Annotated in this window: 13 protein-coding genes, 3 tRNA genes and 1 pseudogene; 6 read left to right on the top strand and 11 right to left on the bottom strand. The window is 62.6% G+C overall.

Annotated elements, in window-relative coordinates; translation table 11 throughout:
- Positions 1 to 6: 6 nt before the first annotated feature.
- From ispG to ndk, 5 genes are all read right to left on the bottom strand, one after another.
- Entirely contained in the window at positions 7 to 1,296 is a 1,290-nt protein-coding gene (ispG, locus tag BI344_RS15300; protein ID WP_071113738.1) for a flavodoxin-dependent (E)-4-hydroxy-3-methylbut-2-enyl-diphosphate synthase, read from the bottom strand.
- Positions 1,297 to 1,311: 15 nt separating this feature from the next.
- Complete coding sequence (locus tag BI344_RS15295; protein ID WP_071113737.1) at positions 1,312 to 2,262, bottom strand: helix-turn-helix domain-containing protein; 951 nt, start codon at positions 2,260 to 2,262, stop codon at positions 1,312 to 1,314.
- A 2-nt stretch (positions 2,263 to 2,264) separates the two neighbouring features.
- Positions 2,265 to 3,011: a type IV pilus biogenesis/stability protein PilW gene (pilW, locus tag BI344_RS15290; RefSeq protein ID WP_239690828.1), complete on the bottom strand. Its 747-nt coding sequence runs from the start codon at positions 3,009 to 3,011 to the stop codon at positions 2,265 to 2,267.
- Positions 3,008 to 4,102: a dual-specificity RNA methyltransferase RlmN gene (gene rlmN, locus BI344_RS15285; protein WP_071113735.1), complete on the bottom strand. Its 1,095-nt coding sequence runs from the start codon at positions 4,100 to 4,102 to the stop codon at positions 3,008 to 3,010. The genes pilW and rlmN overlap by 4 nt, the downstream gene beginning before the upstream one ends.
- A 73-nt stretch (positions 4,103 to 4,175) precedes the next feature.
- Positions 4,176 to 4,601 (bottom strand): nucleoside-diphosphate kinase, encoded by a 426-nt coding sequence (ndk, locus tag BI344_RS15280; protein ID WP_071113734.1) that lies wholly within the window; start codon positions 4,599 to 4,601, stop codon positions 4,176 to 4,178.
- Between the two features lie 526 nt (positions 4,602 to 5,127).
- Here ndk and BI344_RS25370 point away from each other — a divergent pair.
- The gene (locus tag BI344_RS25370) at positions 5,128 to 5,565 is read left to right on the top strand and encodes an SPOR domain-containing protein (RefSeq protein WP_083370239.1); all 438 of its coding nucleotides are present in this window, start codon (positions 5,128 to 5,130) and stop codon (positions 5,563 to 5,565) included.
- Positions 5,566 to 6,286: 721 nt separating this feature from the next.
- Here BI344_RS25370 and BI344_RS15260 read toward each other — a convergent pair.
- From BI344_RS15260 to BI344_RS15250, 3 genes are all read right to left on the bottom strand, one after another.
- Positions 6,287 to 7,219, bottom strand: coding sequence for an IS5 family transposase (locus BI344_RS15260; RefSeq protein ID WP_071113732.1), 933 nt, complete (start codon positions 7,217 to 7,219; stop codon positions 6,287 to 6,289).
- Positions 7,220 to 7,312: 93 nt separating this feature from the next.
- Complete coding sequence (locus tag BI344_RS15255; RefSeq protein ID WP_071113731.1) at positions 7,313 to 9,496, bottom strand: peptidase domain-containing ABC transporter; 2,184 nt, start codon at positions 9,494 to 9,496, stop codon at positions 7,313 to 7,315.
- 1 nt (position 9,497) lies between these two features.
- Positions 9,498 to 10,748, bottom strand: a complete 1,251-nt coding sequence (locus BI344_RS15250) for an HlyD family secretion protein (RefSeq protein ID WP_083338945.1) — start codon at positions 10,746 to 10,748, stop codon at positions 9,498 to 9,500.
- Positions 10,749 to 11,248: 500 nt separating this feature from the next.
- Here BI344_RS15250 and BI344_RS24405 point away from each other — a divergent pair, with 500 nt between their 5' ends.
- From BI344_RS24405 to BI344_RS23110, 5 genes and pseudogenes are all read left to right on the top strand, one after another.
- The gene (locus BI344_RS24405; protein WP_158020742.1) at positions 11,249 to 11,419 is read left to right on the top strand and encodes a hypothetical protein; all 171 of its coding nucleotides are present in this window, start codon (positions 11,249 to 11,251) and stop codon (positions 11,417 to 11,419) included.
- 108 nt (positions 11,420 to 11,527) lie between these two features.
- Entirely contained in the window at positions 11,528 to 12,805 is a 1,278-nt protein-coding gene (locus BI344_RS15245; protein WP_071113730.1) for a cupin domain-containing protein, read from the top strand.
- Positions 12,806 to 12,838: 33 nt separating this feature from the next.
- Positions 12,839 to 14,140 (top strand): hypothetical protein, encoded by a 1,302-nt coding sequence (locus BI344_RS15240; RefSeq protein ID WP_071113729.1) that lies wholly within the window; start codon positions 12,839 to 12,841, stop codon positions 14,138 to 14,140.
- A 508-nt stretch (positions 14,141 to 14,648) separates the two neighbouring features.
- Positions 14,649 to 14,864: pseudogene (locus tag BI344_RS25365) on the top strand (transposase); the annotation flags it as partial.
- Positions 14,865 to 14,881: 17 nt separating this feature from the next.
- Complete coding sequence (locus BI344_RS23110) at positions 14,882 to 15,136, top strand: tyrosine-type recombinase/integrase (protein ID WP_338152219.1); 255 nt, start codon at positions 14,882 to 14,884, stop codon at positions 15,134 to 15,136.
- A gap of 149 nt (positions 15,137 to 15,285) precedes the next feature.
- On the opposite strand, the gene BI344_RS15230 is transcribed toward BI344_RS23110, so the two are convergent.
- The 3 genes from BI344_RS15230 to BI344_RS15220 all read right to left on the bottom strand — a co-directional run bounded on the left by BI344_RS15230 (position 15,286) and on the right by BI344_RS15220 (position 15,655).
- Positions 15,286 to 15,361 (bottom strand) — tRNA-Thr (locus BI344_RS15230).
- 61 nt (positions 15,362 to 15,422) lie between these two features.
- Positions 15,423 to 15,499: transfer RNA gene (locus BI344_RS15225), tRNA-Pro, on the bottom strand.
- A 79-nt stretch (positions 15,500 to 15,578) separates the two neighbouring features.
- Positions 15,579 to 15,655 (bottom strand) — tRNA-Pro (locus BI344_RS15220).
- Between the last annotated feature and the right edge of the window lie 2 nt (positions 15,656 to 15,657).

Raw genomic sequence — 15,657 nt, 5'->3', positions numbered from 1 at the left:
CTGTAATTATCTGGCGCCCACCGGGTGGATGGGAATGGTGCGCTCCGCCGGCCCTTCGCGGCGCTTGGCGCCGCCCTCGCCGTAGCGGGTCCGCACATAATTGTCGACAATAGCGGTGAATTCCGCGGGGATGTTGTCTCCCTTCAGCGTCACGTCCTTGCGGCCGTCCACATAGACCGGCGCCACCGGCACTTCGCCGGTGCCGGGCAGGCTGATGCCGATGTCGGCCAGCTTGCTCTCGCCGGGCCCATTGACCACGCAGCCCATCACCGCCACTTTCATGTCCTCCACGCCCGGATACTGCAGGCGCCAGATCGGCATCTGCTCGCGCAGATAGCTCTGGATGTGGTCGGCCAGTTCCTGGAAGAAGGTGCTGGTGGTGCGGCCGCAGCCGGGACAGGCAGTGACCAGCGGCGTGAAGCTGCGCAGGCCCATGGTCTGCAGCAGCTCCTGCGCCACCACCACTTCCTTGGTGCGCGCCTCGCCCGGCTGCGGCGTCAGCGAGATCCGGATGGTGTCGCCTATGCCTTCCTGCAGCAAGACGGCCAGAGCGGCGCTGGAGGCGACGATGCCCTTGCTGCCCATGCCGGCCTCGGTCAGGCCCAGGTGCAGCGGGTAATCGCAGCGGCTGCCCAGATCGCGGTAGACGCTGATCAGATCCTGCACATTGCTGACCTTGCAGGAGAGAATGATGTTGTCGGGCGACAGGCCGATCTCCACCGCCTTCTCGGCCGACTCCAGCGCCGAGACGATCAGCGCCTCCTGCATCAGCTTGGGCAAAGGCAGCGGACTGGCGGCGCGGCTGTTGGCGTCCATCATCCGCGCGAGCAAGGCCTGATCCAGGCTGCCCCAGTTGACGCCGATGCGCACCGCCTTGTCGTGCTCCATCGCGGTGCGGATCATGAAGGCGAACTTGTCGTCGCCCTTGGCGCCCTTGCCGACGTTGCCGGGATTGATCCGGTACTTGGCCAGCGCGCGCGCGCAGTCCGGATATTCCTTCAGCAGGCGGTCGCCGTTGAAGTGGAAGTCGCCCACCAGCGGCACGTCGCAGCCCATATCGTCCAGGCGTTGGCGGATTTCCGCCACCTTGGCCGCTGCCTCGGGCGAGTTGACCGTGATGCGCACCACTTCGGAGCCGGCCTCGGCCAACTGGTAAACCTGTTCGACGGTGGCCGCCGCGTCGGCGGTGTCGGTATTGGTCATCGACTGCACCATCACCGGCGCGTCCGAGCCCACCAAAACATGCCCGACCCGCACCTGGCGGGTGAGGCGGCGCGCGATGTTCACGCTATCCATTCGCTACCCTAAGCATTACTTGAGTTGAATCTTGGCGGTGGTGCCGCGGATCTTGCCGCTCAAATCCACCGGCTTGCCGTTGTAGTTCAATTCCACCTGGCTGGCGTTGCCCACCACCACCTTGAACGGCGCCAGGCCGGTCACTTCGCTGGGACTGCCCGGCTGCATCACCTGATAAATCAGGCGGCGGCCATTGGCGTCCTGCACCGAAACCCAGGCCGCGTCCTTGACATTGACGCTGACGCGATCCGTTCCCTCCGCTTGCGGCGCGCTGGCCGCCGGCTTTGCCGCCTTGGCAACTACCGCGCTGGCGACCGGCTTGACCGCGGCCTTGGCAACGGCCGGTGGCGCGGACGCCTGGGGCTTGGCTAGCTTGGCGGGAGCCGATGCCGCCGCCGCGGATGGCGCCGACGCCGCCTGGGCAACCTTATTCGCCGCAGCGGCCGACGCTTCATGCTGCTGAGTCAGCATCGGGGCCAGCTGGCTGTCGGCGCTGTCCGCCGGCTTGGCCGCCGAATCGCTGTCGCGGTTGGCATACCAGACGCTGGCGCCGACCAGCGCGGCCACCACCACGACCAGAGCCAGCCATTTGCCGGCTCCACCGCCGCCGGAGGACTCCGGCTCCGGCTCTTCCGGCACATGCGCGGCCTCGCGCGCGGCGGTGCCTTTGACCAGATTGGCCACTTCATTGACCGCGGAAGGAAAGTGCTGCTCCAGCGCCTGCATCAGCGGCTCGGAATCCACCTCCAGAAAACGCGCGTAGTTGCGGACAAAACCGCGAACGAATGTCGCGCCGGGCAAAGCGTCGAAATCGTCGCGCTCTATCGCCTCCAGTTGCCTGAGCGATAATTTCAGCCTGTCGGCCACTTCCCCCAGGCCCAGGCCAGCCGCTTCGCGGGCGGCTTTCAAACGGGCGCCGATACCGCTGGGCATAGGCGAGTCATGATGTTCGATTTTTTTTTCCATCCTCAGCTTCCACTCAACAGCAGTTGTGTTTCCCTAGAGTCCGGATACCGGTTTTTCAGCGTATTGGCGCATTCGCTCTCCAACGCGCCGTCACCGGTCTTGCGGGCGATTCTGGCTCCCAGCCACAGATCGGCCGCGGTCAAACCGTTTGGACCGCCGTTGCGCAGCCGTCCAAAATAAAACGCGGCCAGTTTGGCGTTGCCCAGGCCAAGATGCATCTCCGCCAGCTCGCGCAGCGCCGGCGCGTAATCCGGCGCCAGCCGCAGGGCGCTGAGCAGATAGTCATTGGCCTGATCGGTCTGCCCCAACTTCGCGCTGCAGCGCCCAAGGTTGAGATAGGCCGACTGCGGCGAATCATACAAGGGGTTGGCCAGCGCCTTCTGGAACAGCGCCAGCGAGTCCTTGGCCCGTTCATGCTCGCACAGGAACAAGCCGTAATTATTATTGGCTTCAGGATTGGCGGGGTCCAGCCGCAGCGCCTGCCTGAAATCCTCCTCGGCCTGCCCGTCCTGCTGCAGCAGGCCCAGCACGTAGGCGCGGGTCACATAGGCGGTGATGAAGGACGGATCGGCCTTGACCGCCTGGTTGGCGTTGTCCAGCGCCGATTTCAGATTGCCGATCTTCGCATACTCAACCGCCAGCTGGCTGCGGATCTGCGCCAGCTCGCGGCCGCCGCCCGCCGCCATGGCGAAAGTGGAAACGCCAAATGCCAACAGCCATCCAGCCCACCACTTTCGCCACGTCATCATAGTTTCTTGTCCTCGACTATCTGCATCCACTTGGCCTGGCGCCGCGTCTTGTCCTGTACCTGACCGGCGAGCTGGCCACAGGCGGCATCGATGTCGTCGCCGCGGGTCTTGCGCACCGTCACCACATATCCTCGTTCTTGCAGAATTTCACGGAAAATGCGAATCGCGTTGTTGCTGGAGCGATCATACCCCGAGTTGGGAAACGGGTTGAACGGGATCAGATTGAATTTGCACGGCACATCCCGCACCAACTCCAGCAGCTGGCGAGCATGTTCCGGCCTATCGTTAACCCCGTCAAGCATCACATATTCAAAGGTGATGAAATCGCGCGGCGCCTTTTCCAGATAGCGGCGGCAGGCCGCCATCAGCTCCGCGAGCGGATATTTCTTGTTGATGGGCACGATTTCGTCGCGAATGGCGTCGTTGGGCGCATGCAGCGACACCGCCAGCGCCACCGGGCATGCCTCGCGCAGCCGGTCCATTTGCGGCACCAGGCCTGAGGTCGATAACGTCACGCGGCGGCGCGACAGGCCGTAGCCGTGATCGTCCAGCATGATTTGCAAGGCGCTGACCACATTGTCGAAGTTGGCCAGCGGCTCGCCCATGCCCATCATCACCACATTGGACACCACGCGCTCGTTCTTGGGCGTCACGCCCATCGCCTTGTTGGCCCACCACAGCTGGCCGATGATCTCGGCGGTGGACAGATTGCGGTTGAATCCCTGGCGGCCGGTGGAGCAGAAAGTGCACTCCAGCGCACAGCCCACCTGGGATGACACGCACAAGGTGCCGCGTTCGTCTTCCGGAATGAACACGGTTTCCACACCGTTGCCGGTGCCGACGTCGAGCAGCCACTTGCGGGTGCCATCACTGGACGCCTGCCCGGTCATCAGCGACGGCACTCTCACCTCGGCGCGCTCGTGCAGCTTGGCGCGCAGGCTCTTGGCAAGGTCTGTCATCGCGTCAAAATCGGCTTCCGCCATCTGGTGCATCCAGCGCATCACTTGCTTGGCGCGGAACGGCTTCTCGCCCATTTCGGCAAAATGCTGGGTGAGCTGATCCAGATTGAAGTCGAGCAGGTTGGTTTTCATGCAATCCTCAAGAGGGAAAAGAGGCCGCCTCAGACGACGGCAGCCTCCGGTCAATCAACTACCTTTATTGAGATTAGCGCGAGCTGATCTCGGAAGCGGCAAAGAAATAAGCCACTTCGATGGCAGCGTTTTCCACGCTGTCGGAACCGTGAACGGCATTGGCGTCGATTGATTCGGCGAAGTCGGCGCGGATGGTGCCGGCCTCAGCCTTTTTCGGGTCGGTGGCGCCCATCAGTTCGCGGTTCTTCAGAACGGCGTTCTCGCCTTCCAGCGCCTGGATCATCACCGGGCCGGAAACCATGAAGTCAACCAGGTCCTTGAAGAAAGGACGCTCTTTGTGCACGGCGTAGAAGCCCTCGGCTTCGGCGCGGGACAGTTGCTTCATCTTGGCGGCCACGACCTTCAGGCCGGCGGATTCGAAACGGTCGTAAATTTTGCCGATGACGTTTTTGGCTACAGCGTCCGGCTTAACGATGGACAAGGTACGTTCAATTGCCATATAAATTCTCCCTAACGACAAGACAAGTGGCTAAACTTGAGTATTATTACGCCACTCGGGTTACCCAATTCTGACGAACCCGCTATTTTAGCAGTGTTTTCAAACACGTGCTGCACATTCCATCCAGGCACCATGCGCGAACAAAACCAACAGCAACCGCCGGTCGACGACGGCGACGAATCCGACCTCAACAGCAAGCTGAAGAAACGGCTATGGATAGCCGGCGGCCTGGTCGCCGTCGCCCTGGCCGCCATCCCATTGATGGACGCGCTGACCAAGCCCAAGGTGGAAATGAGCAGCGACGCGCAGAGTCCAAGCTCCGGCAAAATCATCAAACCCGCCGTCCCGCCCCCCGAAGCCGGCGCCATCACCCTGCCCAAGGTGGCCAGCGCGCCGGCAACGCAGAGCAGCGCCCCAGCGGTGGAACCCGTCGACCACGCCCCGGTCGCGCCGGCTGCCAACAGCCCAGCAACACCCGACCTGAGCAAGACTCCGGCGGTAGCCAACCAGCAGGCCGCCAGCCGCCATGCCGCCAACACGCGCCCCCCCTCCTCCGCCCAAGCCAAGCCAGCCCCGCAGGAAAAGGCCGCGCCGCCAAACCGCCAAACCGCTGCCGCCGCCAGCCGACAGACCGAACCTGCCCGCAGCAGCGCGCCAGAAGCCGCTCCGCAACCGGCGGCAGCCGCCATCGACAGCCCCCCCCCCCGCCAAGGCAACCGCGGAAGCCACCAACAAGGCGCTGCCAGCCGGCAGCTCGGTCGGCTATCAGGTACAGCTCGGCCTGTTCACCAGCATCGGCAATGCGCAGAAGCTGGTCAAAGACCTGCAAAAACACGGCATTGCCGCTCACACCGTCACCCGCGTCCAGCTGGGACCATTCAAAACCCGCGCCGAGGCCGACGAGGCGATGAGCAAGCTGCGCAACCTGGGATATTCGCCACTCCTGGCGGCCGGCGGCCAATAAATAAAAAGGCCCGCATTTGCGGGCCTTTTTTTTATCTGCCAAACAAACCAGGCAAAGCAATCCAAACGCGAAAAGCCCCAGGTTTTCACCTGGGGCTTTTCATATTCTGGCAGGCGATACAGGGTTCGAACCTGTGACCCTCGGAATCAAAATCCGATGCTCTACCAACTGAGCTAACCGCCAACACTTCCCGATTCGCTTTCCGTCTCGAGAGAAGATAATATTACCTTCAGCTTTTTATCTCTGCAAGTGTTTTTTAATTTTTTTTACCGACCGCAATCAAAAAACAATCAACCGCCAACCAGACGGCAAGCAAAAGGGCTGAGCTTGGCTCAACCCTTATTTGCTTATGGTGCCGGTAAGAGGAGTCGCCCCCTCCCCCCGACCTTCGCATTACGAATCAGCAGCACAACTACTAAATCATTGATTAAAAATAAATTTATCGCACACACCAAAGTGACACTCGGTAGTATTTCACACCTTCACGACACATCTATGGCACAAGCTACGTCATACACTCGACACAACCTAGCTTCCCTAACTTGGCTGTTCGGATCAATCCGGTTCCACTCTATCGCCCGCTTGCGCCAATGGGAGTCAATAGCTTGGGTGAAGTCGCGGCGAACTAGCTTGGCACGCGCCTCACCAATCGGGCGATTCGCGGCGGATCCCCCCTCTAGCGGCCCTGTTGCATAAATCCAAGCCAGGGACCCAAGCGGATTTACGCCACAGCCACCGTCCACGGACGGCCCAGCATGCTGAAGCGGCTCAAGATGGCAGCACGCACTTGCAGCTCTGCCACTTGGCCATCGAAGCACCGGGCTGTCACTCTTTCACCCAGCAACTTGAAGCCATGCATCTTGGTTTCGACCAAGCTGCGGCGATGGTAGCCGCTCCAGCGTTTCCCGATCGCCCTGCCTAGCCGTTTGGTGGCCCGCAGAATCTCGTTTCGAGCCAGCACACCCGGCCAACTTCCTTTCCACGGCCGCGCATTCTTGCGCGTCGGGATGCACCCGATTGCGCCCCGCGCGGCAATCGCCTCATGACATGCCTTGGTATCGAAAGCCCCGTCGCCACTCACGCAGGCTATCGGCTCATCGGCCGGGATTTGCACCAAGAGCGAAGGCAGCATTTGCGCATCGCCCTGGCGCTTGTCTGTCACCTCCATGGCACGGATTTGCAGGGTTTTCGCATCGATGCCCAGATGCACCTTGCGCCATTGCCGGCAGTATTCCGCGCCGTGTTTCTTGGTTTTCCACTCGCCTTCGCCCAGCATCTTGATCCCGGTGCTATCCACCAGAATATGCAACGCGCCTGAACGCTTTTGATAGGGGATGCTGACCTGCAGCGTCTGCTGCCGCCTGGACAACGTGCTGTAGTCCGGGACGCTCCAGTCCAGTCCCGCCAACTTGAGCAGGCTTTGAATGAAACCGATGGTCTGCCGCAAAGGCAGTCCAAATAGGTTCTTGATGGTCAGACAGAATGGAATGGCGGCATCGCTATAGGCCTGCGTCCGGCCGCGTTTGCCCTGTCGCGTTGCCCGCCATGACATGCTCGTGTCCAACCAGATGGACAGGGAGCCGCGCTGGATCAGGGCTTGGTTGTAGGCTTTCCAGTTGGCGGTTCGGTAGCGTTTCGGAGCCGGCTTAGTCATGCAGCTATCTTACCAGGCCGCTGCGCTGGCGGATTTGTGCAACAGAGCCATGGGGATGCGCGGCGGATCGTCTGCGGGTGCCGCCGGGCGCGATCATTCTACATGATCGCCGGCCCGCCCGGGACCGCCGCCCACCCTCGCCATCCTCTGTCCCGCCGCGGCCGCCGCCGGAGAATCCTGCACGATGCGTCCCTGCTCCAGCACCACCACCCGCTCGGCCATGGCGATGGTTTCCGGCCGGTGGGCGACCAGGATGCGCGTCATGTCGATATCCCTCACCGCGGCGTTGACCAGCTGTTCGTTCCATACGTCCAGATGGCTGGTGGCTTCGTCCAGCACCAGAAGCCGCGGCTGCTTGTACAGCGCCCGCGCCAGCAGCACGCGCTGCTTCTGGCCGCCGGACAGGCCGGAGCCGATGTCGCCGACCAGGGTGTTGTAGTTCATCGGCATCGCCATGATTTCGTCGTGGATGGCGGCGAAGCCGGCGCAGCGGCGGATGCGCTCCTGATCCGGCTGCGGGTCGAAAAAACAGATATTGTCGGCGATGGAGCCGGAGAACAGCAGGTCATCCTGCATCACCGTGCCCAGCATCTGACGGTAATTGGTCAGGCCCAGCTGCTTGAGCGGCACGCCGCCGATCAGCACCTCGCCCTCCGTCGGTTCCATCAGGCCCAGGATCAACTTCAACAACGTGGTCTTGCCGCAGCCGGACGCGCCGGTGACGGCCAGGCACTGGCCGGCCGGAATCGCCAGGCTCAGTTCGCGCAGCACATAGGGCTCGCTGTCGGAATATCGGAAGGAGACGTTGCGCAGCTCGATCGCCGCCTGGACCTGGGCCGGATCGATTTCCACGTCGTTCAGCTCCGGCTCCGGCTCGGTCAGCAGAATGTCGGCCACGCGCTCGCCGTGCAGCCGCAGCATGCGCAGCTCGAACAGCTTGTCGATCAGCGCGGCGATGCGCTGGCTGAACTGGTCCTTGTAGCTGAGGAAGGCGAACAGCATGCCCACCGAGAAGCGGCCGTCCATCACCGCCAGCGCCGCCAGCCACACCACGATCACCCGTTCGGCGTTGAACAACAACGCGTTGGCGGTCTGGAACGACAGGCTGAGCCGGGCGATGCGCAGGTCGGCGTTGAACTGCTCGGCCAGCGCGTTCATCCAGCCGATGCGCCGCTCCTCCTGGCGGCCGAACAGCCGCACGCTCTGCGCGCCCCGCGCCGACTCGATGAAATGAGTGCTCTGCCGCGAGGCGTGGATGATCTGCTCGGCAGTGGCCTCGCGCAGCGCGCGGAAAATGCTCCAGCGCAACAGCGCGTACAAGCCCACCGCGATTAGGCTCACCGCCGCCAGCGGCGCGCTGTAGAGCAGCATCACGATCAGCGTGGCGATCACCAGCAAGCCGTCTATCACCCCCTCGACGAACTGGGTGGTCAGGCTCTTCTGGATGGTCTGGATCGAGCCGAAGCGCGAGGTGATGTCGCCCAGGTGGCGCTTCTCGAACCACGGCAGCGGCAGCCGCATCAGGTGGGCGAAGGCGTTGCCCAGCCACTGGAAGTTGAGGCTGGTGGCCAGCGCCGTCGTCGCCCAGGAACGCACCGCGCCGATCGCGGTCTGCAACAGCACCAGCAGCAGGAAGCCGATGCCCAACACGGTGATCAGGTCGCGATCGGCCGCCACCAGCGCTTCGTCCACCACCCACTGCAGGTAGAACGGCGCGGCCAGCGCGCATACCTGCAGAGCGATGCCCAGCAGCAACAGCTGGAACAGCCCGCCGCCCAGGCCGTCCACCCGCCCCATCAGCGACAGCAGGCTGAACTGCAGCTTTTCCTCGCGCTTTTGAAACGATGTGTCCGGCGTCAGCTCCAGCGCCACGCCGGTGAAATGCTTGGACGCCTCGTCCAGCGTCAGCTTGCGCTCGCCCACCGCCGGATCGTGGATGACGATGTGGCGCGCCGACACCTGCCTGAGCACCACGAAATGGTTCATGTCCCAGTGCAGCACACAGGGCAGCTTCAGCTGCGGCAGATGCGGCAGATCCAGCTTCAGCGGACGGGCCGCCAGTCCGAGACCCTGGGCCATCGCGATCAGGCTTTTCAGCGTGCTGCCCTTCAGCGACACCGAGAAGCGGCGGCGCATATTGGCCAGGTCGATGCGGTGGCCCCAATAGCCGGCCACCATCGCCAGGCTGGCCAGTCCGCATTCGGCGGCCTCGGTCTGCAGCAGCAGCGGCAGCCGGCGGCGGCCCCAAAATCGCAGTGTCGGTTGCTGATGGCTCATCTCACACCTTTCCGCTGATGCTGTAGAGCGGCTCCAGCACCCATTCGTACAGCTTGCGCCGCTCCAGCAGCACGCTGGCGTCCAGCGCCATGCCGGCCTTCAAGGATTGGGACTGGCCGTAGGTGATGACGCTCTGGCGCTCCAGCCTCACCCGCACCCGGTACAGCTGCTCGCTGGAGCCGCCCTGGCCGCCGGGCAGGTACAGCTCCTCCGGCCGCAGCGCGCTGCGCGACACCTCGCGCACTGTGCCCTTGAACTGGCCGAACTTCTGGTAGGGGTAAGCCTGGTAGCGGATCAGCACCGCCATGCCCGGCTTGACGAAGCCGGCGGCGCGCGACGGCGCGTACAGCTCCGCCTCCAGAGGCGAGCCGGCCGGCGACAGATTCGCCAGCGTCTGTCCGGACGCCACGGTCTGGCCGAGCTGGGCGGCGATGCCGCTGACCATGCCAGCCTGCGATGCCCGCACCAGCAATTTGCGCTTGGCTTCGTTCTCGGTCAGGTCCTGCTCCAGCTCCGCCATGCCGCGCTGCGCCGCCGCCTCGTCCCGCTTCGCCTGCAGCTGCAAATCGGCCAGATCGGACAAAGCCGCGTCATGCTCGCTCTGCAGGGCGGCGCGGCTGCGCTGCAGATCGGCCAGCTTGGTCTGCTGGTCTATCACCTCGGCCTGCTTGTCCTGCAACGCGGCGGCGGAGATGAACTGCGACTCCAGCAGCCTGCGGTTGCGCCGCAGCGTGTCCTCGGCCAGCGCCACCCGCCGCCGCTGCAGACCGATCTGCTCGTCCATCCGCTGCAACTCGCGCCCCAGATCGTCGGCCTTGCGCCGCAGCGTTTCCTGTTTTTGCCTGGCCTGCAAACGCAGCATCGCCTGGTCGCCGGCCAGGCTGTCGCGCCGCGATTGCAGCAGCGAGGTGATCTCGCGGCCGGTATCGCCGCGGGTGGCGCTCTCGCGTTCGTTGCCGAGCACGAACAGCACGTCGCCGGCCCGCACCTGCTGGCCCTCGCGCACCTTCACCTCGGCCACCACGCCGGACTGCGCCGGCTGCACCCGGATCAGGCCCTGGCTGGGCAGCAGCACGCCCGGCACCTGGGCCTTGCGGGTATAGCTGGCCAGGGAAAAGAACAGGACGATGGCGATGGCGATCAGCGCGAACACGGCGGTCAGCCAGGCAAAGCTGGCGGGACGCAACAACACGATGCGGCCATAACGCCGATCTGAGGCATGGGTGAGCGCTGCGGAACGAAAAAGTGGCACGGATAGGACGCCTTCGGTGGGCATGCCTAGTCGCGACATGCGGAGGTTCGGCACTTTACCATTAATTCCAATGACATTTTAAAAAAGCAAAAAGCGCCAACGGCATTCATGCGCCACGGCGAGTGGGCGGACGCCAATTCAACTGGTTCTCTTCTTTAAATTCCCATCACAGACCACATGCGCACCACACTGTCCATTAGGACTGGTCAATGTCCATCATTTCGAACATGTTCCTCCTCCTCCATCGGCAATAACCATGCTGGGCAAGGATGACTGATCTGTTGCGCAATGCAGACAATCCGACGCTGTTTCACCGCTGCCGCGCATCCGTAATCACCCCGATTGTTTCCCCATCCGCACAGTTCAATATTTTACTGTCATCAATGGAATGATCCATGTCTCACCCATCGCTCGGCCACGCAACCAGGCCGCGGGATCCATTCGTTGACGCGTTCGGGCCGACCGCTGTCGACCCCCACACACGCATTAGGAGAAGCACCATGCAAACCGACAAGCAAGTGGAACAGACCGAACTGGATCAGGACCAGGAAATCGCTGACATCCTCGGCATCACCGTCCTGTCGCCGCTGGAGGAAGGCGCGGTCAGCGGCGGCGTTGAACCCGTCCACACCGACGAGGACCATGTCCACGTCCATCCGAGCGCCAGCTAAGCCAGCCCGCCTTCCCCAGAGCCCGCATTAGCGCCCGGCTCCGCCAGGAGACCGGGCGCGCTTCGCCCCTTGCCTCTCGCTCAGCGGCCATTTCGGAGAACACATTCGATGGACAAGCACACCCCAAGCTTCAGCGACGCATGGTGGGAGGGTTTTCTGCAGGAGTCCCGGCAGCTGAACAACCCGGTCGTGTTCAAGGGCGCGCTCGGCGATGCCCAGGTCGCCGCGTTCCGGCAGGCGGTGCTGGAGCTGCTGGCCACCCGGGCCAGCCTGCGCGAGCGCCCCTATGGCTTTCGCGTCTACGCGGACGGACGGCTGTTGAATCGCGATGAACTGGAGCGCGTCTACGACTGTCCGCCCCAGCCCGGGGAAAACCTGGAGACGTGGGGCGAGCGGGTGTTTCCCGGCACGCCGTACGGCATCATTCTCAATGCCGGGGAGAAATTCCACCATCAATTATCGCGCGAGATCGCGCTGATGCTGGGCCCGCTGTTCCAGAAAATCGGCCTGCCGCGTGACGGCGTCCAGTTCAGCATCTTCATCGGCAATTACGACAAGACCCCGCTCGGCGTACACCAGGACCTGCGCGGCGAGAACGTCATCCATTTCCATGTCGGCCCCGGCGCCAAGACAATGTATCTGTGGGATCCGGAACAATATCGCCGGCTCACTGAAGAAGAAGGCGTCACCAAGCGCGACTTCGCCGCGCTCAAACCTTACGCCAGAATCTTCCACTTCGAAGCCGGCGACCTGTTCTTCATGCCGGAAGGCACCTTCCACATCGGCGAGCAAGACGAGCTGTCCATCGGCATCACCGTCTGGCAATACACCCACACCAATCAGGCGATGGCCAGGAACCTGCACGCCTTCCTGCTCAAACAACTGGACGGCCAGCCGGACGAGGCCATCGTCCACGACCCATCCCCGCCGGACGACGCCAGCGCGCTGGATGCGATCTTCGCCAACCGCCGGCTGCCGGAGGAGTACCGCGGGCGGGATTACCACCAGCTGATGCGCCTAGCCTACCTTGACTGGCGCCACTGCCTGGCCAGCAATGCAGGCTACCGCAGCCCGCCCTTCCCGCAGGAAGCGAGGGAAAGCTTGACGCCTGCCGACCGGGTACGGGCAGAAACGCCATACCGCATCCTGACGCGCGAGACAACGCCGGGCAGAATGGCCGTCTACGTTCGCGGCAACAAGCTGGAAATGAACCGCCATCCCGGCCTGATCTCGATGCTTCACCGCTTGAACCAAGGCCAGGACTGCGGCGTGGCCGAGCTACTGGAGCTGCTGGACCCGCGCTGGCCGGCCAAGATAGGGCTGCATCTGCTGACCGAATTGCTCCACTGGCGCGGCATCAGCCGGCTGGACCCGCCATCGGACTGATCGCCTTCCCCCACCCGAGCCAGGGAGCCAAGCATGCATCATCCCAGCGAGAACGAAACGACGGCCAACAGCCTCGCCCCGGCCCACCTGCGACAACAGTTCGACGCCGGTTGGTGGACCCGCTTCCTAGACCGAACCGAGCAGATGAGCCGGCCCTGCGTCTTTGCCGACGCGCTGGACGCGCCGCAAGCGCGCATCATGCGCCGCCAGGTGCTGGACATCCTGGCCGAGATCGGCCAGATACACAAGGCGAAATACGGCTACCGCCTGTGGCTGGATGGCCGGCAGATCGATGATCTGGACGAACACTTCGCCCAGCATCCCCAGCCCCACGAAGACATCGGGGACTGGGTGCGCCGCGCCTTCGGCGAACGCAAGTTCGGCATTATCCTGAACCGGGGCGAAAAGTTCAGCTCCGGCCTGTCCCAGGCGATCGCGCACATCCTGGAGCCGGCTCTGCGCATGATAGGCATGCCGACCGAGGGCATCCTGTTCACGGTGTTCATCGGCAATTACGACATGACCCCGCTGGGCATACACAAGGACTCGCTCGGCAAGAGCGTGATCCATTTCCACCTCGGACCCGGCCCCAAGACCATGTATACCTGGGGCGATGACGACTACGTCACCGCGCCCGGCGAAAAGCGCTGCAACAATATGGACATTGCTCCCCATCTGCCCAGCGCCGCGCGCCACACCTTCGGCGAGGGCCAGCTCTACTACATGCCGGCCAACACCTTCCACCTCGGCATGCAGGACGAGTTGTCGGTCGGCATCGCCTGCTGGTTCTACAACCGCTCCGACCACGATTTCGCCTGCGAGCTGCTGCATCGGGTCCGGGAAGCCTATCTGCGCCCATCCGAGATCATGCTCAAGGCCGACCGGCATCCAATAGACGACATCGGCGCGGCCGAGTCCGCGCTGGCTCTGCTGACGCTGCCTGGCGGCGGCGATCTGCGCTCGTTGATGCGCGAGGTCTATCGCGACTTGCGCTATTCGCTGTTCAGCAACGGCGGCTACCGCAACAGCCCGATTCCACGCCAAGACAAGCCCGCGATGCAAGCGGACAGCCGCGTCGCCATCGAGCCGCCGTACCGGATGCTGTGCCGCCCTGCGCCCCAGGCCGGCCGCCTCGAACTCTACGTGCGCGGCACCAAGATCGCGCTCGGCAACTTCCCGGGACTGGAGGGCATCGTCGATCGATTGAACGGCGGCGGCAAGTTCGCCGTCGAGGAGATTGTCGCGATGGTCGACGACCCGCTGGCGGAAAAAAAGGTCCATTACCTGCTGGGCATGCTGCACCGCTACCGCGGCATCGTCGTCACCCCGCCCTGAGCGGCGCATCAAGCGGTCCGGGCACGACCAAATCAGGGCTTGATATCGTAAAATAAGCAACCGGCGCCGCTAGGGAGAACCATTATGAAGAGTCCATCTTTGCAAACCATGCTTGACGAACTTCGCCGCGAGTCCGCCAAAATCCTCGACGAAATCGCCAGCCAAGACCTGGAGTCCATTTCCGGCGAGGCATGCACGCCGAAATCGTCATAGAGCGTCAATCCGGCTATGTCAGGGCTACAACTGAGGCCAGCAGGCCCCGCGTAGAGACGCTGCGACCGGCTAACCACCTGACTCCAGAAGCGAATACGTTCTATCCCAATACCTGATCGCCTCCGGTATCTTCAGCCCCGGCGACAATCCCTCGCGCCTGCCGTGCGCCGGCCGGACTGGCAAGTCGCTGCTGATCAAAGATCAGAATCTACCGCCAGCTGTTGGCGGGCGAGTTCGACCGTATCGGGCTCTGTTGCACAAATCCGCCAGCGCAGCGGCCTGGTAAGATAGTGGCATGACCAAGTCCGCTCCGAAACGCTACCGAACGACCAACTGGAAAGGCTACAACCAAGCCCTGATCCAACGCGGCTTTCTGTCCATCTGGCTTGACACAAGCATGACATGGCAGGCAAGACCGCAAGGGAAGAAAGGTCGATCACAGACCTACAGCGATGCAGCCATTCAGTTCTGCTTGACCGTCAAGAACCTGTTCCGGCTGGCGTTGCGGCAGACCCCGCTTGCGGAATATTGCGCCAGCAGGCTGGCAAGCACCCGCGATGGGTCTTTGTTCACACTGAAGAAGCCTTTCGGGCAGATGGGACGCAAACGCCCAAAGCACGAAAGATGCGGGTAGATTCAAACCGGGCATGGCAAACCACTCTGAAGAGTGTCGGGATAGAGGATTTCCGCTTTCATGATCTTCGACACACTTGGGCGAGCTGGCTTGTTCAATCGGGCGTGCCGCTATCCGTTCTGCAGGAAATGGGGGATGGGAAAGCATAGACATGGTGCGCCGCTATGCGCACCTTACCCCCTCGCACCTGACGGAGCACGCCAGACAGATAGACAACATCTTGGGATGAAGTGGCACAAACGTGGCACAAAAGAAAAAGGGGCAGGCGTTTAATTCGCCTAACCCCTTAGATTTCTAATGGTGCCGGTAAGAGGAGTCGAACCCCCGACCTTCGCATTACGAATGCGCTGCTCTACCAACTGAGCTATACCGGCAAGCCAATCTGTTAAAAAAGCCTTGATTCTCGTTTGGGAAAATCAAGGCTTTTTAGAATTCTGGTCGGAGTGAGAGGATTCGAACCTCCGGCCTCTACGTCCCGAACGTAGCGCTCTACCAGGCTAAGCTACACTCCGATTTACAACTTTTTTCGACTTGCGCCGAGGGAAGCCAATTTACATCAAGTTCCGCTTTCAAACAAGCATTTTGTTTAACTGGTCGGAGTGAGAGGATTCGAACCTCCGGCCTCTACGTCCCGAACGTAGCGCTCTACCAGGCTAAGCTACACTCCGAC

Origin of the sequence: Chromobacterium sphagni (assembly GCF_001855555.1) — a bacterium.
Lineage (GTDB): Bacteria > Pseudomonadota > Gammaproteobacteria > Burkholderiales > Chromobacteriaceae > Chromobacterium > Chromobacterium sphagni.
This window is presented reverse-complemented; position numbering and strand designations above follow the sequence as displayed.